The 21,007-nt window shown below is 61.8% G+C and carries 22 protein-coding genes; 17 read left to right on the top strand and 5 right to left on the bottom strand.

The window, feature by feature from the left end; translation table 11 throughout:
• Positions 1-126: 126 nt before the first annotated feature.
• The 5 genes from ACSW29_RS24710 (at position 127) to ACSW29_RS24690 (ending at position 4,939) form a co-directional block, all read left to right on the top strand.
• Positions 127-483 carry a YraN family protein gene (locus ACSW29_RS24710; RefSeq protein WP_317827864.1) on the top strand — a complete coding sequence of 119 codons (357 nt, stop codon included), beginning with the start codon at positions 127-129 and terminating at the stop codon, positions 481-483.
• Positions 483-1,991 carry a YifB family Mg chelatase-like AAA ATPase gene (locus ACSW29_RS24705; protein WP_317827863.1) on the top strand — a complete coding sequence of 503 codons (1,509 nt, stop codon included), beginning with the start codon at positions 483-485 and terminating at the stop codon, positions 1,989-1,991. The genes ACSW29_RS24710 and ACSW29_RS24705 overlap by 1 nt, the downstream gene beginning before the upstream one ends.
• Positions 1,988-3,115, top strand: a complete 1,128-nt coding sequence (gene dprA, locus ACSW29_RS24700; protein WP_317827862.1) for a DNA-processing protein DprA — start codon at positions 1,988-1,990, stop codon at positions 3,113-3,115. The genes ACSW29_RS24705 and dprA overlap by 4 nt, the downstream gene beginning before the upstream one ends.
• 400 nt (positions 3,116-3,515) lie before the next feature.
• A complete protein-coding gene (locus ACSW29_RS24695) occupies positions 3,516-3,875 on the top strand; it encodes a histone-like nucleoid-structuring protein Lsr2 (protein ID WP_003942721.1) in 360 nt (119 codons plus the stop codon).
• 293 nt (positions 3,876-4,168) lie between these two features.
• Complete coding sequence (locus ACSW29_RS24690; protein WP_347872180.1) at positions 4,169-4,939, top strand: siderophore-interacting protein; 771 nt, start codon at positions 4,169-4,171, stop codon at positions 4,937-4,939.
• Here ACSW29_RS24690 and ACSW29_RS24685 read toward each other — a convergent pair.
• Positions 4,936-6,108, bottom strand: a complete 1,173-nt coding sequence (locus ACSW29_RS24685) for a multidrug effflux MFS transporter (protein WP_317827919.1) — start codon at positions 6,106-6,108, stop codon at positions 4,936-4,938. The two genes, ACSW29_RS24690 and ACSW29_RS24685, sit on opposite strands and share 4 nt — an antisense overlap.
• Before the next feature lie 84 nt (positions 6,109-6,192).
• Here ACSW29_RS24685 and ACSW29_RS24680 point away from each other — a divergent pair, with 84 nt between their 5' ends.
• Positions 6,193-7,119 (top strand): tyrosine recombinase XerC, encoded by a 927-nt coding sequence (locus ACSW29_RS24680; RefSeq protein ID WP_347872181.1) that lies wholly within the window; start codon positions 6,193-6,195, stop codon positions 7,117-7,119.
• A gap of 123 nt (positions 7,120-7,242) precedes the next feature.
• Positions 7,243-8,352: a MinD/ParA family ATP-binding protein gene (locus ACSW29_RS24675; protein ID WP_347872182.1), complete on the top strand. Its 1,110-nt coding sequence runs from the start codon at positions 7,243-7,245 to the stop codon at positions 8,350-8,352.
• 19 nt (positions 8,353-8,371) lie between these two features.
• Here ACSW29_RS24675 and ACSW29_RS24670 read toward each other — a convergent pair whose 3' ends face one another.
• Positions 8,372-8,872, bottom strand: a complete 501-nt coding sequence (locus ACSW29_RS24670) for a M23 family metallopeptidase (protein WP_347872183.1) — start codon at positions 8,870-8,872, stop codon at positions 8,372-8,374.
• Positions 8,873-9,179: 307 nt separating this feature from the next.
• On the opposite strand from ACSW29_RS24670, the gene rpsB reads away from it, so the two are divergent.
• The 6 genes from rpsB to ACSW29_RS24640 all read left to right on the top strand — a co-directional run bounded on the left by rpsB (position 9,180) and on the right by ACSW29_RS24640 (position 14,230).
• Positions 9,180-10,061 carry a 30S ribosomal protein S2 gene (rpsB, locus tag ACSW29_RS24665; RefSeq protein WP_113682954.1) on the top strand — a complete coding sequence of 294 codons (882 nt, stop codon included), beginning with the start codon at positions 9,180-9,182 and terminating at the stop codon, positions 10,059-10,061.
• 134 nt (positions 10,062-10,195) lie between these two features.
• Positions 10,196-11,023 (top strand): translation elongation factor Ts, encoded by an 828-nt coding sequence (gene tsf, locus ACSW29_RS24660; protein ID WP_347872184.1) that lies wholly within the window; start codon positions 10,196-10,198, stop codon positions 11,021-11,023.
• Positions 11,024-11,221: 198 nt separating this feature from the next.
• Positions 11,222-11,950 carry a UMP kinase gene (pyrH, locus tag ACSW29_RS24655; protein WP_019747988.1) on the top strand — a complete coding sequence of 243 codons (729 nt, stop codon included), beginning with the start codon at positions 11,222-11,224 and terminating at the stop codon, positions 11,948-11,950.
• Positions 11,951-11,992: 42 nt separating this feature from the next.
• Entirely contained in the window at positions 11,993-12,550 is a 558-nt protein-coding gene (frr, locus tag ACSW29_RS24650) for a ribosome recycling factor (protein ID WP_003942777.1), read from the top strand.
• A 48-nt stretch (positions 12,551-12,598) separates the two neighbouring features.
• Positions 12,599-13,495 (top strand): phosphatidate cytidylyltransferase, encoded by an 897-nt coding sequence (locus tag ACSW29_RS24645; RefSeq protein WP_003942673.1) that lies wholly within the window; start codon positions 12,599-12,601, stop codon positions 13,493-13,495.
• A 6-nt stretch (positions 13,496-13,501) separates the two neighbouring features.
• Positions 13,502-14,230: a class I SAM-dependent methyltransferase gene (locus ACSW29_RS24640; protein WP_230812955.1), complete on the top strand. Its 729-nt coding sequence runs from the start codon at positions 13,502-13,504 to the stop codon at positions 14,228-14,230.
• Between the two features lie 79 nt (positions 14,231-14,309).
• Here the strand turns inward: ACSW29_RS24640 and ACSW29_RS24635 are convergent, their stop codons facing one another.
• Together ACSW29_RS24635 and ACSW29_RS24630 are read right to left on the bottom strand one after the other, a co-directional pair.
• On the bottom strand, positions 14,310-15,152 hold the full coding sequence (locus ACSW29_RS24635) for an HpcH/HpaI aldolase/citrate lyase family protein (protein ID WP_030244636.1): 843 nt from the start codon (positions 15,150-15,152) through the stop codon (positions 14,310-14,312).
• 95 nt (positions 15,153-15,247) lie between these two features.
• The gene (locus ACSW29_RS24630; protein WP_230812956.1) at positions 15,248-15,658 is read right to left on the bottom strand and encodes a LapA family protein; all 411 of its coding nucleotides are present in this window, start codon (positions 15,656-15,658) and stop codon (positions 15,248-15,250) included.
• 102 nt (positions 15,659-15,760) lie between these two features.
• Between ACSW29_RS24630 and rlmN the strand changes: the two genes are divergently transcribed.
• Positions 15,761-16,870, top strand: coding sequence for a 23S rRNA (adenine(2503)-C(2))-methyltransferase RlmN (gene rlmN, locus ACSW29_RS24625; RefSeq protein ID WP_230812959.1), 1,110 nt, complete (start codon positions 15,761-15,763; stop codon positions 16,868-16,870).
• Between the two features lie 93 nt (positions 16,871-16,963).
• Here the strand turns inward: rlmN and ACSW29_RS24620 are convergent, their stop codons facing one another.
• Entirely contained in the window at positions 16,964-17,233 is a 270-nt protein-coding gene (locus ACSW29_RS24620; protein WP_003942762.1) for a DUF2631 domain-containing protein, read from the bottom strand.
• A 120-nt stretch (positions 17,234-17,353) separates the two neighbouring features.
• Here ACSW29_RS24620 and dxr point away from each other — a divergent pair, with 120 nt between their 5' ends.
• The 3 genes from dxr to ispG all read left to right on the top strand — a co-directional run bounded on the left by dxr (position 17,354) and on the right by ispG (position 20,975).
• Complete coding sequence (gene dxr, locus ACSW29_RS24615; RefSeq protein ID WP_448278523.1) at positions 17,354-18,511, top strand: 1-deoxy-D-xylulose-5-phosphate reductoisomerase; 1,158 nt, start codon at positions 17,354-17,356, stop codon at positions 18,509-18,511.
• Between the two features lie 7 nt (positions 18,512-18,518).
• On the top strand, positions 18,519-19,730 hold the full coding sequence (locus tag ACSW29_RS24610; protein WP_448278522.1) for a M50 family metallopeptidase: 1,212 nt from the start codon (positions 18,519-18,521) through the stop codon (positions 19,728-19,730).
• Positions 19,731-19,817: 87 nt separating this feature from the next.
• A complete protein-coding gene (ispG, locus tag ACSW29_RS24605) occupies positions 19,818-20,975 on the top strand; it encodes a flavodoxin-dependent (E)-4-hydroxy-3-methylbut-2-enyl-diphosphate synthase (RefSeq protein WP_007734888.1) in 1,158 nt (385 codons plus the stop codon).
• Positions 20,976-21,007 lie beyond the last annotated feature (32 nt).

Raw genomic sequence — 21,007 nt, 5'->3', positions numbered from 1 at the left:
ACAGGTTCTGAGTTGTGAACAGGTCGGTTTTTGGTGGCTTGGTTTTGTGGTGGTGGGTTGAGGGTGGTGGTTGGGACGCGTTTCGTATGGGGCGGGCGCGCGGTCATGTGAGTGGTGGGGGCTGTGATGGCGAGGAATATGGCGTTGGGAGCTCGGGGCGAGGATGTGGCTGTCGAGTTCCTGATCGATGCGGGTTTGGAGATTGTCGAGCGTAATTGGCGTTGTCGGTACGGCGAGTTGGATGTGATTGCGACATCTGGTGATCGGATTGTGTTCGTGGAGGTGAAGACTCGGTCGGGTGCGGGGTACGGGAGTCCGGCCGAGTCGGTGACGTTCGCGAAGCAGCGTCGGATTCGGGTGTTGGCGATGCAGTGGCTGGCTGATTCGGGTCGGTCGTGGTCGAGGGTGCGTTTCGATGTGGTGGCGGTGTTGATCGGTCGCGACGGTGAGCCTTCGGTCGAGCATTTTGTGGATGCGTTCTGATGGCGTTGGGGCGGGCGCATTCTGTTGCGGTCAGTGGTGTGGACGGGCAGATCGTGGAGATCGAGGCGGATATAGGGCGCGGGTTGCCGGCGGTGCATTTGGTGGGGCTACCTGATACGGCGTTGCACGAGTCGCGTGATCGGATTCGGGCGGCGGTGACTAATTCCGGTGAGGAGTGGCCGGACAGCAAGGTGATTTTGGCGTTGTCGCCGGCGACGTTGCCGAAGGTGGGGAGTGTTTACGATTTGGCTCTGTCGTTGTCGGTTCTCGATGCGGCGAAGAAGTTGCCGCGGAAGTTGTTGCGGGAGACTGTCTTTTTGGGGGAGTTGGCGCTCGACGGTCGTCTGCGGACGGTGCGTGGTGTGTTGCCTGCGGTGCTTGCGGCGAAGCGGGCGGGGTGGGGGACCGTGGTGGTTCCGGCTCGGGCGTTGGCAGAGGCGGGCCTGGTGAAGGGGATCGAGGTGTTGGGCGCCGATGATTTGTCTGCGGTGATCGGGTGGTTGCGTGGTGAGTTGGCGTTGGCTGTTCCTGATGTTTTCGAGCGTGCTGATGCGGTGACGGTGCGGGATTTGAGTGAGGTTGTCGGGCAGACGGATGCTCGGTGGGCGATCGAGGTTGCTGCGGCGGGTGCGCATCATTTGATGTTGACGGGTCCGCCGGGGATCGGGAAAACGATGTTGGCGCAGAGGCTTCCGGGGATTCTTCCGCCGTTGACGGAGGGGGAGTCGTTGGAGGTGACGGCGATTCATTCGGTGGCGGGGGTGTTGCCGGAGGATCGGCCGTTGATCGACATGCCGCCTTTCATTGCGCCGCATCACAGTTCGTCGGTCAGCTCGCTGGTGGGTGGTGGTAGTGGGATGGCTCGTCCGGGTGCGGTCAGCCGGGCCCATCGCGGCGTGCTGTTTCTCGACGAATGTGCGGAGATCGGGGTGAAAGTGCTCGAAGCGCTGCGTACGCCACTCGAAGACGGTGAAGTGAGAATTGCCAGGCGGGACGGAGTTGCGCGTTACCCGGCTCGATTCCAGCTCATCCTGGCCGCGAATCCGTGCCCGTGCGCGCCGCCCCGAGACGCGGATTGCGTCTGTGCACCGGCGGCACGTCGCCGATACCTGGGTAAATTGTCCGGCCCGTTGTTGGACCGAGTCGACATCAGGGTCCGGATGCAGGCCGTTGCAACCGGAGCGCTGATCGACGAAGTGGGGGAAAGCACCCGCGATGTTCGTGCGCGCGTGGCGGCAGCGCGAGACACCGCAGCCCAGCGGTGGAGCGAGTACGGGTGGCGAACCAACGCGGAAGTGCCAGGACCGGCGCTGAGGCAGAAGTTCAGACTCTCGCGTGCCGCGTTGGCGCCGGTGGAACGGGCGCTGCGTAAAGGGGTGATCACTGCTCGTGGAGCGGACCGAGCGTTGCGGGTTGCCTGGAGCGTCGCTGATCTGGCAGGCGAGGCGATGCCCGGTCCAGATCAAGTTGTCACCGCACTCGACTTCCGAGACAGGGGATTCCAATGACTGCACACGACCCACGACTACTTGCCTCGGCATATCTTTCCCGCGTCGTGCAGGGTCCCAGCGCGTATATGTCGATGTTGATCGACGAGCTCGGGATCGAAGCAACTGCGAGGGCTGTCCGCAACGGCGATCTGCCACCCGCGATCGAGGAGAAGACGCGAGCTCGCGCTCACATCGACACGGCCCAGCGAGACCTCGATCTGATGGAGGCGATGGGTGGCAGGCTCGTAACGCCGAACTGCGCCGATTGGCCGGCGTGGCGGATGCTCTCCTTCGACGGACTCGATGCCTCCGGCGGCGAGATCGCGCCATTTGTGTTGTGGGTGTTGGGGTCTGGGGATCTGGTAGATCTTACGGAGAGATCCGTCGCGATTGTCGGCACGCGGGCATCGACTGCGTACGGCGAACACGTGACGGCAGAGATTGCCGGTGATCTGGCTGTCGACGGATGGACCGTGACCTCGGGAGCGGCCTTCGGGATCGACGGGGCCGCGCATCGGGCTGCATTGGGCGTAGGCGGAACCACAATGGCCGTCTTGGCCTGTGGCGTGGATCGGGCGTATCCGTCGGGGCATGCGCGACTACTCAAGCAGATAGCGAATTCGGGTGCAGTGATAAGTGAGTATCCACCGGGGACCACACCTGCAAAGTTTCGGTTCCTGGCGAGGAATCGACTGGTAGCTGCGTTGTCGGACGGCGTAGTGGTGGTCGAGGCCGGATGGCGCAGTGGGGCACGCAATACCGCCAATTGGGCTCGAAAACTAGGCCGTCCCGTCATGGCGGTGCCCGGACCGGTGACCTCGGCGTCGTCGACCGGATGCCACCGAATGATTCGCGAAGGTGAAGCCCAACTCGTCTCCAACGCCGTGGACGTAGTCGAAGCGTCGGGTCCGTTCGGTGTGGGTGATTCCGCGGAGGATGTCGCCGCGACGCGTGACATCGACGCATTGCGAGGCAATTCTCGATTGGTATACGAAGCTTTGCCGGGAACAGGTTCACGTAGTACGCGTGAGCTGTCCGAGGAATCGGGATTGCTCATAGCGCAGGTTCGTGCAACTCTTCCTCTGCTCGAACTCGAGGGGTTTGCGAGTTCTGATTCGAGTGGATGGTTTCGGACGCGGTAGCGCGTGAACTTCATTGTGCTCTTCCTGTGGGCAGGTGGCGATGCTCACTAACTGTTCCTGCGACTGCGAAACGCGAATACCCTCGCGATGCTGGTAATTGCACGTCAGGGCTGTTTTTCGAGAACTTGCTCGGCCGTGTGCAGCGTTATTCTCGACCCAGCTGTGCAGACCTGGCCGTGAATTTAACGGGCCTCAGGAAAGTCTCAGGTCAATGTGCTTAGAAGTCTGATTAGTCCGGATCCCCTGAGTGCGGGTATTCATTGGTGTCGTTAACCTGCTGCTAATTCGGACCATTGAGTCTGTTCGCAAATGGCAGAGGTTTTCGGACTTCTTTTGTTCATCAACGCTCTATCTGTGTATTGTGAAGGAGAATTGAATCGATCATTGAAAGAGGAGTGCAATGGCTGAGAAGCTGATTCGGCAACTCATCGACGACCTTGACGGTAAGCCGATTGACGATGGATTCGGTGATCGAATTGAGTTCTCTTACCAGGGAACGGATTACGTGATCGATCTGCGCGCCACCAATGCGGAGAAGTTCGACGCTGCGGTGAAGCCGTTCGTCGAGGCAGCTGCGAAGGTGAGCGGAAAGCGCGGCAAGAAGGCTCAGGCTGCATCTCCGCAGGCCACGTCGGGTTCCGGACGCTCCAAGGAGACTCTCCAGGCCATTCGTGACTGGGCGGGTAAGAACGGTTACGAAGTTGCTCCGCGCGGGCGTATCAAAGCGGAAATCATCGACGCTTTCGATGCTGCACACTAGGTTGAATTAAATACCTCCTCTGGCTCCTGGCGAACCTCGCCAGGAGCCAGAGGCGTATTTTACTGTCGCTTTGCTAATTTCTCCGATAGCGATGTCCGGCCTGATCATCGGCTGGTTCGTGAGCCGATAATTTGGCTGCCATCACATTTACCGGGCAGATTGGTCGGTTTATTTCGTTGCGTGGACTGACCCGTTGGCGCGCTGGACGGATTCACCGTGTAGGCATTTTTCCCGTGCGCTGTAATTGTCGTGTAGGTTAGTTAGGTAACACTAACTTTCGGAAGGATCTTTCTGTGGCCAAGCCGACAACTGCATTGACGGTTCTGAGGACCGAACAATTGACTCCTCATATGGTGCGAGTGTTTCTCGGGGGACCGAGCTTCGAGACGTTCACTCCCAGCGAATACAGCGATTCCTATGTAAAGATCGAATTCGGCACGCCTGATCAGCCCGTCCTGCGTACCTACACGATCCGTTCCTACGATCTTGCTACCAAAGAGATAGCGATCGATTTTGTCGTCCATGGTGACGTCGGAGTTGCAGGTCCTTGGGCGGCTTCAGTTCAGCCGGGCACTGAGATTACCCTGCGTGGACCGGGCGGCGCGTTTTCACCGTCACCGTCCGCTGATTGGTATCTGTTCGTCGGTGACGAGACCGCAATACCTGCCATTTCTGCGTCGATAGCAAGATTGGCGCCGGATGCGGTCGGCTACGCCGTCGTCGAAGTCGGTGGACCGGAAGACGAGATTGCACTCGATGCTCCAGAGGGCATTGCCGTGACCTGGCTACATCGCGGAGCGTCGTCCGACGCGGTGGGTGAAGAGTCGGCAGGTGACAACGCGCCAGTCGTCGCCGCGGTCAAGGCGCTCGAGTGGCTACCGGGCGAGCCGCACGTATTCATTCACGGTGAAGCACAAGCCGTCATGCATAACCTCCGGCCGTACATTCGCAAGGAACGAAAAGTCCCGGCGTCGGCCGCTTCTATTTCCGGTTACTGGCGTCGTGGTCGCACCGAAGAAGGCTTCCGCGTCTGGAAGTCCGAACTCGCGGCGGTCGAAAGCTAACTCGCTGCGGCCTTGCCGCGCGTCAGCAACACGAGCGCAACGGCCGCGAGAACTCCGAAGGTGGGAATTGCAATTGCCATCGGAACTGCCGTGTCTTCTCCCGCAATTCCCACCAACGGCGAAACCAGCGCCGCCAAGCCGAACTGGCCCGCTCCCATCAGGGCTGAACCGGTTCCTGCCGCGTTGGTGACCTCCCCTTGGGCGAGAGCGGTCGCATTACCCATGATGAACCCGATGCTCGAAACTGCCACGAACAGCGGAACCAAGATCAACCAGGTATTCGTGGAACTGAAAATTACGCTGGTGCAGAGTAATACGGCGCCGCCAGCGAGGAGCAGGCACACCCCGAACCGCAGTAGGGTGCGAGCTCCGACGCGACCGAGCAGGCGAGTGGTGATCATCGCTGCCGCGACCATTCCGGTGGCGTTCACTGCGAACACGATCGAGAATTGTGACGGACTCAGCCCGAGGACATTCTGAACGACGAACGGCGACGCGGAGATGTACGCGAACAGAGCGCCGAATCCGAAGACGAATGCGAGCGCATATCCGAGGTAATGCTGATTTCGGACGACGTATCTCAGATTCGAGATCAGTGACTTCAATCCACCGCCGTGGCGTCGCTCGGGTGGGAGTGTCTCGGGAACCAGCAAAACGACACCAGCCACCATCACGGCGCCCGCGACCGCCAGGACCCAGAAGATTCCGCGCCACCCGACGGGGCCGAGAAGTGCGCCGCCGATCAGTGGCGCGACCACCGGAGCGATACCGCCGATGATCATCATGATGCTGAAGAGCTTCGCTGCGTCGTCCCCACGCGCCCGGTCGGCAATACAAGCACGGGCCAAGACGATGGCAGCGCCTCCACTCAATCCCTGGACGAGACGGGCGCCGATGAGAAACTCGATGTTCGGCGCCACCGCGCATGCCGCACCGCTCAGCGCCGTGATGATCGTTGCGGCAAGCAGTATTCGCCGCCTCCCCAGCCCGTCGGAGATCGGACCGATGATCAGCTGGCCGATTCCGAGGCCGGCCATGAAGGTAGTCAGCGTCAGCTGAACGCTGGCCGCAGTAGTGTCGAGCGCATCCGCCATCAAAGGTAGGCCGGGCAGGTACATGTCGATGGACAGTGGGGCGATTGCGGAAATCAGTGCCAGTACACACAACATCTTCAGAGGAATTGCTCGATTCACCGATCAACCCTATCGGCGAGGCAGCTTGCAGTTTCAATCGCGACGGGCGAGCGTGTGTTCATGACTGACGCATTGTCGGCGAGCTTGAGTGTTCACCTCGATGCCTATGCCGAGCACCTTCGACTGAGCCGAGGGCGGTCTGAACACACGATCCGTGCCTACGTTGGTGACGCGCGGGCATTGCTGACCCATTTCGCTGCCGGTTCGGAGACTGCAGATCTCGATGGCCTCGACCTAAGCGTCATGCGCTCGTGGTTGGCTGCCCAGAATGCCGTGGGAACGGCCCGGACGACGGTAGCTCGACGGGCGTCGTCGGCGCGCGGTTTCACGGCGTGGCTCGCGCAGACAGGACGCATTCCCGTCGACCCCGGTACACGTCTGGCAGCTCCACCTGCTCGCCGCACGCTGCCGACGGTGCTGCGCCAGAGTCAGGCGATCGACGCAATGGATGCGGCGGAAAGCGGTGCGCAGCAACAAGAGCCGCTCGCCCTGCGGGACCGACTCATCGTGGAATTGCTGTATTCCACCGGAATTCGCGTCGGCGAGTTGTGTGGACTGGACGTCGAGTCGGTCGACGCCGATCGACGCCTGCTGCGTGTGCTCGGCAAGGGAAACAAGGAGCGATCGGTGCCCTACGGCCTGCCCGCAGAATCGGCACTGAACGGATGGTTGGAGCACGGAAGACCCGCACTGAGTTCGGATCGGTCTGGGCGGGCGTTGCTCCTCGGAGTTCGAGGCGGTCGGCTCGATCAGCGTCAGGCGCGTTCGGTAGTCCACGAAACCATGGCTGCAATTCCAGGGGCTCCCGACATGGGTCCGCACGGGCTCCGGCACTCGGCTGCGACACATTTGCTGGAAGGCGGCGCAGACCTTCGTGTGGTGCAAGAACTTCTCGGGCACGCGAGTCTGGCGACTACTCAGCTGTACACGCATGTATCGGTCGAACGGCTCCGATCCGTCCACGATCAGGCCCATCCACGCGCCTAGATTGTGAAGCGGCGCGAGTTCTCGGCAGGTGTTTGGTAGCGTCGCAGGTCGGAAGAGTGAACAATCGGCAAAGTTCGATCGTCGTGTCAAGGCACTCGATTACATGCGATATCCGGGGGATTCGTGAACCGCCAAGATGTAAAGCACCCGCCGAACAGTGGCCAACCGGCCTGGCTGTCCGAAGCGCCGCAACCGGCTCCTGTGCCGATGTCGACGCCAGAGCCTGTGGCGCGACCGCAAGAGGCCTGGACCGCGCCACCGCCGCCGTCGAGCCAGCAGCAGGTGACAAACCAGGATCTGGTTGCCGAAGCTTTACTGAAACGCCCAAAACGGACGCCGCGTGGCGGCTGGCGTAGAGGATTGCATCGTGCGACCGCAGGTGTGGTCAATCTGGGGGATTCGACCAACGAACAGCGCAACCGTGCACTGGTCGCCCGAATCGAGCAGCCGATTCGCAACGACTACCGAATCGCTTTGCTCTCGCTCAAAGGTGGCGTCGGCAAGACAACCGTCACGGTCGGACTCGGTGCGACGTTTGCTTCGCTTCGTGGCGACTGCGTCGTGGCGGTCGATGCCAATCCCGACTTCGGAACGTTGGCGCAACGTGTTCCGCTGCAGACAAATTCGACAGTCCGTGATCTGATCGCCGCGAGGCCGGACATAAAGAGCTATTCGGACGTACGCGCGCACACATCTCAGTCGCCGAGTCGTCTCGAGGTACTGGCCAGTGAGCAGGACCCGGCGATTTCGGAGGCGTTCAGCGAGGATGACTATCGCCAGGTCATCGACATCTTGCAGGTCTACTACAACATCATCCTCACCGATTGCGGTACCGGGATCATGCACTCGGCGATGAACGGAGTTCTCGATCTTGCCAATTCGTTGGTTCTCGTCAGTTCTCCGGCAATCGACGGGGCACGAAGCGCAGCGGCAACACTCGATTGGCTTCAGTTGCATGGATACGGTCATCTGGTCGAACGGACCGTCGTCGTGATCAGCGCCGCCAGACCAGGGTCGAGCGTCATCGACATGGACGCGTTGGTGGACTACTTCATGCGTCGATGCCGCGCCGTCGAGGTCATTCCTTTCGACGAGCATCTCGCGGAGGGATCGGTGATGGATCTCGAGTTGATGCGACCGGCCACCAGGCGAGCTTTCATGGAACTGGCAGCGATGGTTGCCGACGATTTCGCGGACGCTGTGGGTCGGCACGCCGTTTCCGAGTGGCACTGACTCAACCCCCCCGCCAGACTCAACCCCCGGTCAGTGGCTTGAGCCTGAGCGGTTGCGACCGAACGAGCCCGAGTGGATCGAGATACTCGCGCCCTCTGCGCAGGCCCCAGTGCAAACATGCGGCGACGACGCACCCATCGTGCCCGGATTCGAGGGTGCCGATCACCGCCCCGGCCGCGATGCGTTCGCCTGCTCGAACGCCGGCCACGACGGGTTCGTAGGTCGTACGTAGGCCGCCGTCGTGATCAATCGATACCGCCGGCTTTCCCGCGACGACTCCCGCGAACGCCACAATGCCGTCGCCGGCCGCGAGGACGGATTGACCGGGACTGCCGCTTAGATCGACACCGCGATGACCAGGAAGCCAATTCTGGGCCGGTCGGTCGAAAGCGCGTTCCACGTGCGGCCGGGGAGCGAGCGGCCAATCGAAACGCGCCTCTGCCGACGCCGTACCTACGGCTACACAGCAGAAAATCACGGCGACGACCACTCCTCGTCGGGCTCCGCTCAACATCGTCATTGCTTGATCTTCCGCGGAGTCGCGCGCGCTTCAATGCAGATCGGACGGGTAATCCACAGGATGGCCGCCGATCCACAACCGCCGGTTCGGTCCGTTGTTTCCGGGGTGGTTATGGCATCGGGGGACGAGGACGTACACTTGTCGAGCGGTCTGTGCTCGCACAGTCCGACTTCGCGCGCCCGCGCACGTTTTCCGGCCTCGGCTGGTCCTGGTTCTCACGAAACAGGTCCGACGGCCGTGCGGGTGCCAGGGCAGGGATCACCCGATCGCCTGCATCAACCGGATTGAAAGTTTGAGGTACACAGCCATGGCTGTCGTAACCATGAAGCAGATGCTCGATAGTGGAACCCACTTCGGACATCAGACCCGTCGCTGGAACCCGAAGATGAAGCGATTCATCTTGACCGACCGCAACGGCATCTACATCATCGACCTCCAGCAGACGCTGACGTACATCGACAAGGCGTACGAGTTCGTCAAGGAGACCGTTGCCCACGGCGGCACCGTTCTCTTCGTCGGCACCAAGAAGCAGGCGCAGGAGTCCATCGCTTCCGAAGCGACTCGCGTCGGAATGCCCTACGTCAACCAGCGTTGGCTCGGCGGCATGCTCACCAACTTCACCACCGTCCACAAGCGTCTGCTTCGCCTCAAGGAGCTCGAGGCAATGGAGCAGACCGGTGGATTCGAAGGTCGCACCAAGAAGGAAATCCTCATGCTCACGCGTGAGATGACCAAGCTGGATCGCACCCTCGGTGGTATCCGCGACATGGCCAAGGTTCCTTCCGCGGTGTGGATCGTCGACACCAACAAGGAGCACCTGGCAGTTGCCGAGGCTCGCAAGCTGAACATCCCGGTCATCGCGATCCTGGACACCAACTGCGACCCCGACCTCGTCGACTACCCGATCCCGGGCAACGACGACGCCATCCGTTCCGCAGCACTGCTGACCAAGGTTGTCGCTTCCGCGGTTGCCGAGGGTGTGCAGGCACGTGCAGGACTGAGCGCCGACAAGGACGCGAAGCCCGAAGCCGGCGCGGGCGAGCCCCTCGCCGAGTGGGAGCAGGAATTGCTCTCGCAGGCAGCTCCGGCCGCAGAGGCTGAGGCAGCTCCCGCTGCAGAGGCTGAGGCAGCCCCCGCTGCAGAGGCTGAGGCAGCCCCCGCCGCAGAGGCACCGGCCACCGAGGCCTGATTCGTTGAAACCGGCCCTGACCAAGAGTTCTTTTGGTCAGGGCCGTTTCACCGTTAGGCCCGAGCACCACCGTCAGGCCGTGCTTCACCGTTAGTCCTAGGTCCGAAACAGACACATGAGGAGGCTCGCTAATCATGGCGAACTACACCGCCGCTGACGTCAAGCGGCTCCGTGAGCTCACCGGCTCCGGAATGATGGCATGTAAGAACGCACTCGCAGATGCAGACGGCGATTTCGACAAGGCCGTCGAGCAGCTGCGTATCAAGGGCGCGAAGGATGTCGGAAAGCGCGCAGAGCGCACCACCGCTGAGGGTCTCGTCGTCGCCAAGGACGGCGTCATGATCGAGATCAACTGCGAGACCGACTTCGTCGCCAAGAACGACGAGTTCATCAAGCTGGCCGACTCCATCGTGACCGTCGCTGCCGCTGGCAAGCCCGCCGACCTCGACGCTCTCAAGGCGCTCGAGCTCGACGGCAAGACCATCGACACCGTCATCCAGGAGCAGTCCGCGAAGATCGGCGAGAAGCTCGAGCTGAGCCGCGTCGCTTCCTTCGACGGCCCCGTTGCCGTGTACCTGCACAAGCGCAGTGCCGACCTGCCGCCGGCCGTCGGCGTGCTCGTCGAGTACACCGGTGAAGGCGATGCCGCAGCCGAGGCTGCTCGCGCAGCTGCAATGCAGGTCGCTGCACTCAAGGCCAAGTACGTCACGCGTGACGAGGTCCCCTCGGAGATCGTGGCTTCTGAGCGCCACATCGCCGAAGAGACCGCTCGCGCGGAGGGCAAGCCCGAGCAGGCTCTGCCGAAGATCATCGAAGGCCGCGTCAACGGCTACTTCAAGGACGTCGTGCTGACCGAGCAGTCTTCGGTTCAGGACTCCAAGAAGACCGTCAAGGCGATCCTCGACGAGGCCGGCGTGACCATCAAGCGCTTCGTGCGTTTCGAGGTCGGCGCCTCCGCTTAATCGGAGCCCGTACACATGGACCCCGCCAGAAGAGCATTTGCTCTACCGGCGGGGTCTACGTGTACCTGGGGCCTCCGATGAGGCAGGATGGGAGTGCCTTGGGACTAGTCCCGAGGGCTTTCTGTGTCACCGTCTCCGATTCGGTGACAGAAGAAGAACGAAGGACCTACAGGGTCTTGTATCGAACTGAGGAGAACAATGTCCGAACCTGCCAACGAACGTCCAGGATTCAAGCGGGTCCTGCTCAAACTCGGCGGCGAAATGTTCGGAGGCGGCAAAGTCGGTCTCGATCCCGATGTGGTCACCAAGGTGGCTGAGCAGATCGCAGAGGTCGTTCGATCAGGCGTACAGGTTGCAGTGGTCATCGGCGGTGGAAACTTCTTCCGCGGAGCGGAACTGCAGCAGCGTGGCCTCGATCGCGCGCGCTCCGACTACATGGGCATGCTCGGCACCGTCATGAACTGCCTCGCTTTGCAGGATTTCCTGGAGAAGGCCGGCGTCGATTCTCGTGTGCAGACGGCCATCACCATGGGACAGGTCGCCGAGCCGTACCTTCCCCTTCGTGCACGTAGGCACCTCGAGAAGGGGCGCGTGGTCATCTTCGGTGCCGGGATGGGTATGCCGTACTTCTCCACCGACACCACTGCTGCGCAGCGCGCGCTGGAGATCGGTGCCGAGGTAGTCCTGATGGCCAAGGCTGTCGACGGCGTCTACTCGGCTGACCCGCGTATCGACCCGGACGCGACGATGTACGAACAGATCACGCACCGCGAGGTCATCGAACGTGAGCTCAAGGTCGCAGACGCAACGGCGTTCAGCCTTTGCATGGACAACTCGATGCCGATGATGGTGTTCAACCTCCTCACCGAAGGAAACATCGCTCGCGCGGTGTCCGGTGAGAAGATCGGCACCCTGATCAAGTCGTGAGTGACACCCAAAAAATGATGCAGACAACATGGAGGAACAGCCGTGATCGATGAAGCGCTCTTCGAGGCAGAAGAGAAGATGGAAAAGGCTGTCACGGTAGCCAAGGACGATCTCGGCTCGGTTCGCACCGGACGCGCCAACCCCGGTATGTTCTCGCGCATCGTGATCGACTACTACGGTTCGATCACGCCGATCACGCAGCTCGCGAGCATCAACGTCCCCGAGGCCCGCATGGTCATCGTCAAGCCGTACGAGGCTTCGCAGCTCAACGCGATCGAGACGGCGATCCGTAACTCGGATCTCGGTGTGAACCCGTCCAACGACGGCAGCATCATCCGCATCTCGGTTCCGCAGCTCACCGAAGAGCGTCGTCGGGAACTGGTGAAGCAGGCCAAGTCCAAGGGCGAGGACTCGAAGGTCACGTTGCGCAACATTCGTCGCAAGGCGATGGACGAACTCGGCCGGATCCAGAAGGACGGCGAAGCCGGCGAGGACGAGGTCGGTCGCGCAGAGAAAGAACTCGACAAGACCACGGCGAAGTACGTGCACACGGTCGAGGAACTCGTCAAGCACAAGGAAGCAGAGTTGATGGAGGTATAGCCTCCTCGTTTGCAGTGTTTGTCGTCGGGAGTAGATCAGGGAGTCTGGGTGCACGCACAAGAGGGAACCGCCGGTGGTCCCGTCACGGACGGGCCTACGGGCGGCGCTGAGGGCGCGCAACCGCCGAAGTCGAAGGCGGGCAGGAACCTACCTGCCGCCATCGGCGTCGGAGCTGGTCTCGGCGCCCTGGTCATCGGCACTTTGATCTTCCTGCCCCCGGGGTGGATCGCTGTAGTCGCGATCGCGATGTTCATCGCAACGTGGGAGGTCACCACGCGGCTTCGGGAAGCCGACATCGAGGTGCCGCGAATTCCGCTTCTCGTCGGAGGGCAAGCCACGATCTGGCTCGGCTGGCCGTGGGGACCGGTCGGGGTGCTCAGCGGATTCACCGCGACTGTCCTGGTGTGCATGGTGTGGCGGTTGTTCGACCACGGGCTCAAGGCGACCCCGAAGAACTTCCTCAGAGATACCTCCATCACGGTGTTCGTTTTGGCGTGGATTCCACTTTTGGCGTCATTCGGCGCATTGATGGTGCTCGAAGACGACGGCCCGGGCCGCGTCTTCGTCCTGATGATCGGTGTCGTGTGCTCCGACATCGGTGGTTACGCGGCCGGAGTGCTGTTCGGGAAGCACCCGATGGTGCCCGCTGTGAGCCCGAAGAAGTCCTGGGAGGGATTCGTCGGCTCCCTCATTTTCTGCGTTATCGGCAGTTTGCTTTCGGTGACGTTGATCCTCGACGCGAACTCGATGATCGGCGTCCTGCTCGGTGTCGTCCTGGTGGTAGTCGCGACGGTCGGCGACCTGATTGAATCGCAGATCAAGCGTGAACTCGGCATCAAGGACATGGGAACCTTGCTTCCCGGCCACGGCGGAATCATGGATCGCCTGGATTCGCTCCTGCCGTCGGCTTTTGTCACCTGGCTGATTCTGTACGCACTCGTCTGATTTCGCGTGCGTGATTTCTTCTCCGGCCGTTCCAAGCCGATCCCCAGCCCGAACATCTGGCATTGGCCGGACGTGTACGAAATCGAGAACCGCGCGCAGGACGTCGACGGTTCCATCTGGGCCGCGATGCGAGCCCAGGTCGACTGGTCTGGACGCGACGTCGTCGACGTCGGCTGTGGGGCGGGGTTCCATCTACCGGAGTTCGCTCGTACCGCCCGTCGTGTTGTCGGAGTGGAGCCGCACGCACCGCTGGTGAAGGCCGCGCGGGAACGAACCAGCGATTCGGCGTCGATCGACGTAGTCCAGGGTTCAGCGGAGTCCACGGGTCTGGTGGATGCTTCCGTCGATCTCGTTCATGCCCGTACGGCGTACTTCTTCGGCAAAGGCTGCGGCCCGGGAATTCGTGAGGCCATGCGCATCCTGAGGCCCGGGGGAGCCCTGCTGATCGTGGATCTCGATGTGAGCGCCGGCCCGTACGGAGAGTGGATGAGGGCGGATCTGCCCAAATACGATCCAACGGCCGTCGAAGCGTTCTTCGAGGCTCAAGGGTTCTCGCTCATCCGTGTCGACGCCCGGTGGGAGTTCGAGAATCGAGACGACTTGCGGCGAGTACTCGGGATCGAGTTCACCGAGAAGACCGCCGAGCGTGCGTTCTCGCAGGTGACGGGATTGGCCTTTGCGGTGCGATACCGGATCCATGTTCGATTCAAACCGCGGTCACTCGAACTGGCGTGATGGCGGGCTCGAAAGACGAACGTCAGGCGCTCCGACTTGAGCGCCTGACGTTTTCTGCACCGATTCAGTAGCAAAAAAATTAGTGATCGGTGGGGATGTGGAACAGGGTTGCAAGCTTGTGAATCTTCTTTGCCTTGGCGAGTTTGGGCAGGTCACTGCCGTCGCGTACGCGTGAGCCGTCTTCACCGAGATCGTCGATGACGTTCTGAGCCCAAATCGCGTCGGCCACGGACGGACTCAGGCCCGCGTTGACGGGGGCAGTCTGCGCGGTGGTCATGCAGAGCTTGCCTGCCATGCCGAGTGACAACGTGATCGCACAGTCTCGGGCGAGCAGATCCAGATCGGGGCCGAGCGTTGGACCGTCGATCGGCGGAGCGATACGAGCCGCGCGGCTGGCGATCGTGAGCCGCGAACGCGGGTACGACATCGAGGTGGGCGAGTCGTCCATCCCGGTGTCGCGACGAAAGTCTCCGCTGCCGAATGCAAGACGGAAGATTCCGTCGGTGCGTGCGATCTCGGGCGCAGCTTCGAGCCCCACCGCGGATTCGACGAGAGCAAGAATCTTGGTGCCCTCGGGAAGTCGCTCGGCAGTGGCGTCGGCCTGCTGGCCGCTCTCGGTCTTCGCGAGCATGACACCCTCGAGTCCGGGGAGGCCCGCGAGTGCGGCCAGATCCTCTTCCCAGAACGGTGTCGTGGCGTCGTTGATCCGAACCCAGGCGTGATTGTGTTCGCTCAGGAATGCGGCGACATCGCGGCGGGCGGCCGGTTTGTTGGGTGCGGTGACGGCATCCTCGAGGTCGAGAATGACGGCGTCGGCCGCACTCGCGAGGGCGGCGTCGAAGGTGTCCGGTTTGGACGCGGGGACGAGGAGCCAGGATCTTGCCTGCTGCGGGGCAATTCGCGAGGTCACAGGTCTCTCCATGTGAGTAGTCACATCAGGGCCTTTCCGGTGATTTCCACGACATCAATGATGCCTGCTGGCCCATCGATCGACCCAATTGCGTAACTAGATTTCAGTCACATCTGCCGCTTCGCTGCGCGCCGGATCTGAATGATGCGAACCCCGCCTGCCAACGCCATGATCAATGCGCCCGCGATCGCGGAGAGCAGGATCGTGATTCCGAGCGGAAAGTCGATTTGCCAGGCCAGGATCTTGACGGAGACGCTCTCGAGGTTCTGCAAGATGAACACCAGCAGCAAGACCAGCACGATTGCGCCGATGACCAGGCCAACCCACGTCGTCGCAGCCCTGGTTCGGTCGGTAACCGCGGTTCCTGCCGGCGTCGGTTCAGGCGTCGGGTTCGGTTCGGGATCGTGTTCTTCGACTGCCTTGTCCTCGCCAACTTTCGGAAGTTCCGGGTCGGGACCGAAACCGTCGGCAGGGCCGTACACGGGGGAGTTCGACGGATCCTCTGGTGTGGTTGACATGACATGATCATCACGCAACCTGCGCGAAGTTGCACGGGTAATCCGGCCACAATCGGGTGGCAGTGGGGTAGCACCCCAAAACAATGGGACAATGGTGTAACTATGGCTGCCTCTCTTCCCCTCGTTTTCACTGCACCCAAGCGCGGAATGCCTCCTCGGCACCTCGCCGATCTCGATTCCGCCGAGCGCAAAGAAGCGGTGAAAGAGCTCGGCCTTCCGGCTTTCCGGGCCGATCAGCTGGCGCGTCAGTACTACGCGCGGCTCGAAGCAGATCCGGAAAAGATGACCGACCTCCCCGCATCGGTGCGCGAAAAAGTGGGGGAGTCGCTCTTCCCGACTTTGCTGACGCCGATCAAGCATCTCGCGTGCGATTCGGGCGACACACGCAAGACCCTGTGGAAGGCACATGACGGAACGCTGCTCGAGAGCGTCCTGATGCGCTATCCCGATCGGGCGACACTCTGCATATCGAGTCAGGCAGGCTGCGGAATGGCCTGCCCGTTCTGTGCGACGGGTCAGGGCGGCCTCGACCGCAACCTCTCGACTGCCGAGATCGTGGATCAGGTTCGCGAGGCAGCAGCAGCCATGCGCGACGGTGAAATAGCCGGTGGCCCCGGACGCCTCTCGAACGTCGTGTTCATGGGCATGGGCGAGCCGTTGGCGAACTACAAGCGTGTGGTCGCGGCGGTACGACGCATCACCTCGCCCGCACCGGACGGACTCGGCCTGTCGCAGCGATCCGTCACGGTCTCGACCGTCGGCCTCGCTCCCGCTATCCGCAAGCTCGCCGACGAAGGCCTGAGCGTCACGCTGGCGGTATCGCTCCACACGCCGGACGACGAACTGCGCGACACCCTTGTGCCGGTCAACAATCGTTGGTCCGTGTCGGAGGTGCTCCAAGCCGCGCGTTACTACGCAGACAAGACCGGCCGCCGTGTGTCCATCGAGTACGCGATGATCAAGAACGTCAACGATCAGCCGTGGCGCGCGGACATGTTGGGCAAGAAACTGAAGAAGGCACTCGGCGGGTTGGTGCACGTCAACCTGATTCCGCTCAACCCGACTCCAGGCAGTGAATGGGACGCGAGCCCGAAGGACGTCGAGCGTGAGTTCGTGCGTCGCGTCATCGCTCAGGGTGTCTCGTGCACGGTGCGTGACACGCGCGGCCAGGAAATTGCCGCAGCCTGTGGTCAGTTGGCCGCCGAGAACTGAGACGCTTCGGGCCTGAAACAGGCAAAGAGAAGGCCTCCACGGACTTTCGTTCGTGGAGGCCTTCTCTGTGTTTCGTATCTAGCGGTTACGTCTCTAGCGCGGGCGGCGACGGATGACGATGTCGCGGACCAGAATGAAGATCATCAATCCGGCGGTGCCGATGAGCCACAGATCCTCGACCTTGCCGTGATGGTTACCGATCATCATCAGGAGCAGGAATATTGCGAAGAACCATCCGAGGAAACGGAAAAACTTGAGTCCTTCACCACTCCACCCCCATGCGGCAGAGGGAACCTCGGCCTCATCGACGTGCGAGACCACGACGGGAGCGCTGGACTTGACGTCCAACTGGGTATCGGCCACGGTCGATCCTCCTGCTCATTCGGTTGCACTACTGCCCAATATGGTGACATACGACTGCCTGTCGTACGTAGTTGGGCGTCGATAAGGTTGTTCTCAGGTGTTATCAGGAACAATGGGTGAGTGCAGGAAACCACACGTACCCGCGTCCTCCTTCTCGGCAGTACCGGTTCGATCGGTACCCAAGCGCTGGAGGTCATCGCTGCCAACCCCGATCGTTTCGAAGTAGTCGGACTGGCAGCGGGCGGCAACAACGTCGAGTTGTTGGCCGAGCAGATTCGCGCAACCGGCGTCACCGACGTCGCGGTCGCCGACCCCGTGGCCGCCGCCGCTCTGGAATCGGTGACGGCTCGTTCGGGACCGAGCGCAGTGACGGAACTGGTTCGCGACAGCGGCGCCGATGTCGTCCTCAATGCGCTCGTCGGTTCGTTGGGACTCGAACCGACCCTGGCGGCTTTGAACTCGGGTGCACGTCTGGCGCTGGCGAACAAGGAATCTCTTGTCGCAGGCGGTGCGCTGGTGACCAAAGCCGCCGGGCCCGGTCAGATCGTGCCGGTCGACTCGGAGCATTCGGCGTTGGCCCAATGTCTACGTGGTGGAACGGGCGACGAGGTGACTCGGTTGGTTCTCACCGCTTCGGGTGGGCCGTTCCGTGGTTGGAGCGCCGAAGAACTCGAAAGTGTGGATCCGGCTCAGGCAAAAGCGCACCCCACCTGGTCGATGGGACCCATGAACACCCTGAACTCGGCAACCTTGGTCAACAAGGGGCTCGAGTTGATCGAGACGAACCTGCTGTTCGGGATCGACTACGACCGCATCGACGTCACCGTGCATCCGCAGTCGATCGTGCACTCCATGGTGACCTTCTTCGACGGTTCTACGCTCGCACAGGCAAGCCCGCCGGATATGAAGCTCCCGATCGCTCTCGCGCTCGGCTGGCCCGACCGTATCGAAGGCGCGGCGTCGGCATGCGACTTCACCACGGCTTCCACCTGGGAATTCGAGCCGCTCGATTCGTCGGTGTTCCCCGCCGTCGATCTGGCGCGAAGTGCGGGCAAATCCGGCGGCTGCTTCACTGCGATCTACAACGCGGCCAACGAAGTGGCGGCTCAGGCATTCCTCGACGGCGTCATTTCGTTCCCGGCGATCGTCCGCACGGTGGCTGCTGTTCTCGACGATGCAGGTCAGTGGTCCGCGGAACCGGTTACCGTGGACGACGTTCTGGCCGCAGACGGCTGGGCACGCACACGAGCGCGTCAGCTCGTGAAGCAGGAGGGCTAGAGCTTTCATGGTTTTTGCACTGGGCGTAGTGCTGTTTGCCCTCGGCATCGGCGTGTCCATCGCCCTGCACGAAGCCGGCCACATGTGGACGGCCAAGGCTTTGGGAATGAAGGTTCGCCGCTACTACATCGGCTTCGGACCGAAGATCTTCTCGTTCCGTCGAGGTGAGACCGAATACGGACTCAAGGCGCTCCCGCTGGGCGGATTCTGCGACATCGCAGGTATGACCGCCCTCGACGAGATGACGCCTGAAGAAGAGCCGCACGCGATGTACAAGAAGGCGGCGTGGAAGCGCGTCGTCGTCATGTCCGGCGGTATCGCGATGAACTTCATTCTCGGGTTCTTCCTGATCTACGCGTTGCTCCTCGGATGGGGGAGAACTGAACCTGCGCAGCCGGTAGTTCAAGAGGTCACGTGTGTAGCCCCTGATCAGTTGGGGCAGGACGGCGACTTCGAGCTGACGGAATGCTCGGGTGGAGGTCCCGCAGGCGATGCAGGTCTGCAAGCGGGCGATCGGATCACCGCAGTCGACGGGGAGTCGACGAGTACCTTTCCCGAGGTCGCAGCTGCTATTCGCGGTGTCGACGGCCCCATCGTGCTGTCGGTCGATCGCGACGGACAGTCATTGTCGATCACGGTCGTCCCGGAACGTGTTCAGCGTTATGTGAATTCCGCCAGCGGCGCTCCGGTGAAGCAAGAAGTCTCGGCTGTGGGAATCGGCGGGCCGAGCTCCGCGATGGTCGAGTACAACGCCTTCACGGCTGTGCCGGCGGCCTTCGACTACACCGGCCAGATCATGGTTGACTCTGTGAAGGCGTTGGCTGACATTCCGTCGAAGGTGGGGGCTCTGTGGGAGTCGATCACGGGCGGCGAGCGGGCGCAGGACACACCGATCAGCGTGGTCGGTGCCAGCGTGATAGGCGGGGAGGCTGCTGATCGGGCCGAGTGGCCGATGTTCGTCGGATTGCTCGCGTCGATCAACTTCTTCCTCGGTGTATTCAACATCCTGCCGCTGTTGCCGCTCGACGGCGGTCACATCGCGGTGGTGTTCCACGAGAAGATCCGCGATTGGTTCCGCGCCCGCCGCGGCTTGATCCCGGGCGGTCCCGTCGACTACACGAGACTCCTTCCGATTACTTACGTATTCATCGTCATCGGTGGCGCGTTCATGTTGCTGACACTCACGGCTGACATCGTCAATCCGATCAAGATCTTCTGACCGTGTGAGCAGGGCGACGGTTGCCGCGCGGTACTGCGGTGATCGCCCGGCTAAACTTGCAGTGAAGCTATGAAAGAAGGCACAGACGTGACCATCCCTATCGGACTGGGAATGCCCTCGGCACCCGCAGCGATTCTTGCTCCTCGACGCAAGACTCGGCAGCTGCAGGTCGGCACGGTAGGTGTGGGCAGCGATTTCCCCATCTCGGTGCAGTCCATGTGCACCACGAAGACGCACGACGTCAACGCAACGCTCCAGCAGATCGCGGAACTGACCGCGTCCGGTTGCGACATCGTCCGTGTCGCCTGCCCGCGTCAAGAAGATGCGGACGCGTTGTCGATCATTGCGAAGAAGAGCCAGATCCCGGTTATCGCCGACATCCACTTCCAGCCGCGCTACATCTTCGCGGCAATCGACGCGGGATGCGCTGCGGTGCGCGTCAATCCGGGCAACATCAAGGAATTCGACGGCCGTGTCAAAGAGGTAGCCAAGGCTGCCGGTGATGCAGGCATTCCGATCCGTATCGGTGTCAACGCCGGATCGCTTGATCCTCGCTTGATGGAGAAGTACGGCAAGGCGACGCCCGAAGCGTTGGTCGAGTCTGCGCTGTGGGAAGCCGGGTTGTTCGAAGAGCACGGCTTCGGTGACATCAAGATCTCCGTCAAGCACAACGATCCGGTGATCATGGTCGAGGCTTACCGCCAACTTGCCGCCAAGTGCGATTACCCGTTGCACCTCGGTGTCACCGAGGCGGGTCCGGCGTTTCAGGGCACGATCAAGTCCGCGGTCGCCTTCGGTGCGCTGCTCGCGGAGGGCATCGGCGACACCATCCGTGTGTCGCTCTCGGCCCCTCCGGCCGAGGAAATCAAGGTCGGTAACCAGATTCTGCAGTCGCTGAACCTGCGTCCGCGCAAGCTCGAGATCGTCTCATGCCCCTCGTGTGGTCGTGCACAGGTTGACGTCTACACACTCGCCGACGAGGTCTCCGCGGGTCTCGAAGGTATGGAGATTCCGCTTCGCGTGGCAGTCATGGGCTGCGTCGTGAACGGACCGGGTGAAGCGCGTGAGGCTGACCTCGGTGTGGCGTCCGGCAACGGCAAGGGCCAGATCTTCGTCAAGGGCAAGGTCATCAAGACGGTGCCCGAGGCGCAGATCGTCGAGACGTTGATCGAAGAGGCGATGAAAATTGCCGAGAGCATGGAGGGTGACGCTTCGGAGGGTGCGCCGGTCGTCACCGTGAGTTGAGTGATTGCCGGATGAATCTTCCCCGTCGGTGT

This window comes from Rhodococcus sp. GB-02 (genome assembly GCF_053470465.1).
Note: the sequence above shows the minus strand (reverse complement) of the source record. Positions and strands in the feature narration are given on the sequence as shown.

Coding starts and splice junctions, on each gene's coding strand:
- ACSW29_RS24710 (WP_317827864.1), top strand. CDS start 127: ATGGCGAGGAATATGGCGTTGGGAGCTCGGGGCGAGGATGTGGCTGTC.
- ACSW29_RS24705 (WP_317827863.1), top strand. CDS start 483: ATGGCGTTGGGGCGGGCGCATTCTGTTGCGGTCAGTGGTGTGGACGGG.
- dprA (WP_317827862.1), top strand. CDS start 1,988: ATGACTGCACACGACCCACGACTACTTGCCTCGGCATATCTTTCCCGC.
- ACSW29_RS24695 (WP_003942721.1), top strand. CDS start 3,516: ATGGCTGAGAAGCTGATTCGGCAACTCATCGACGACCTTGACGGTAAG.
- ACSW29_RS24685 (WP_317827919.1), bottom strand. CDS start 6,108: ATGTTGTGTGTACTGGCACTGATTTCCGCAATCGCCCCACTGTCCATC.
- ACSW29_RS24680 (WP_347872181.1), top strand. CDS start 6,193: ATGACTGACGCATTGTCGGCGAGCTTGAGTGTTCACCTCGATGCCTAT.
- ACSW29_RS24670 (WP_347872183.1), bottom strand. CDS start 8,872: ATGACGATGTTGAGCGGAGCCCGACGAGGAGTGGTCGTCGCCGTGATT.
- rpsB (WP_113682954.1), top strand. CDS start 9,180: ATGGCTGTCGTAACCATGAAGCAGATGCTCGATAGTGGAACCCACTTC.
- tsf (WP_347872184.1), top strand. CDS start 10,196: ATGGCGAACTACACCGCCGCTGACGTCAAGCGGCTCCGTGAGCTCACC.
- pyrH (WP_019747988.1), top strand. CDS start 11,222: ATGTCCGAACCTGCCAACGAACGTCCAGGATTCAAGCGGGTCCTGCTC.
- ACSW29_RS24635 (WP_030244636.1), bottom strand. CDS start 15,152: ATGGAGAGACCTGTGACCTCGCGAATTGCCCCGCAGCAGGCAAGATCC.
- ACSW29_RS24630 (WP_230812956.1), bottom strand. CDS start 15,658: ATGTCAACCACACCAGAGGATCCGTCGAACTCCCCCGTGTACGGCCCT.
- rlmN (WP_230812959.1), top strand. CDS start 15,761: ATGGCTGCCTCTCTTCCCCTCGTTTTCACTGCACCCAAGCGCGGAATG.
- ACSW29_RS24610 (WP_448278522.1), top strand. CDS start 18,519: ATGGTTTTTGCACTGGGCGTAGTGCTGTTTGCCCTCGGCATCGGCGTG.